This window comes from Paraburkholderia sp. Ac-20342, assembly GCF_017104985.1.
In the GTDB taxonomy this organism is placed as follows: Bacteria; Pseudomonadota; Gammaproteobacteria; order Burkholderiales; family Burkholderiaceae; genus Paraburkholderia.
Genome location: NZ_JAAGPQ010000224.1, coordinates 1 through 861 on the forward strand (window position 1 = coordinate 1; position 861 = coordinate 861).

The window sequence follows — 861 nt, forward strand, 5'->3', positions numbered from 1 at the left end:
TAGAGCGTGTTAGGCACTTTTGTTAAGGGCTGCAAAGTGGACAAGCATAAGCACGGCGAATATGACGAAGTGCAGGCTGGCTAGGGTTTCGGGCAATCGCTCGTAGTCTCTGGCCAGTCGCCGGAAACGGTTCAGCCAACCAAAGCTGCGCTCGACCACCCAGCGACGCGGCAACAGTACAAAGCCCTTTTTCGCTTCCGACAGTTTGATGACCTCAAGCTCAATTCCTTCATCCAGCGCTGCCTGCGCGGGCTCCTCGCCGGTATAGCCCTGATCGGCAAACGCTATCCTGACCGTCTGGCCAGTGGCGGTCTGGACCTGACGCGCAAGTTCGCCGACCTGGGCGCGCTCCTGTTCGTTGGCGGGCGTAATATGCACTGCAAGCAACTGGCCCAATGTATCTACCGCCATGTGGACCTTGCTGCCGCGTTTGCGTTTATAGCCGTCGTAACCGGCGCGAGGCCCACTCTCGCAGGTCGATTGCAACGTGCGCCCGTCGAGAATGACTGCGCTGGGCTGACCTTTACGGCCCTGCGCGACGCGGATGACTGAACGCAGGTCGTTCACCATGGCCTCGAAACAACCCGCCTGAATCCAGCGTTGCGTCTGTTGATAAACCAGTTCCCACGGTGGAAAGTCATTTGGCAACATGCGCCACGGCGCACCCGCGCGCACGATCCAGCGCAACGCGTTGAACATCTCACGCAGTTCGTATCGGCGCTGCGGTGCATCTTTGTTCATCAAAGTCAGATATGGAGCCGCGAAGCTCCATTCCTCGTCCGACACATCCGTCGGATAGGGTTTGCGTTTTGCCATCCAGCCAGGATATCAGGTCTGGCAAGAAGTGCCTAACACGCTCTA

Annotated in this window: 1 protein-coding gene; it reads right to left on the bottom strand. The window is 58.3% G+C overall.

Annotated features, from left to right (window positions below; translation table 11 throughout):
- Window positions 1-9 precede the first annotated feature (9 nt).
- Window positions 10-816, bottom strand: coding sequence for an IS5 family transposase (locus G3N58_RS33860; protein WP_206001372.1), 807 nt, complete (start codon window positions 814-816; stop codon window positions 10-12).
- Window positions 817-861: the final 45 nt, after the last annotated feature.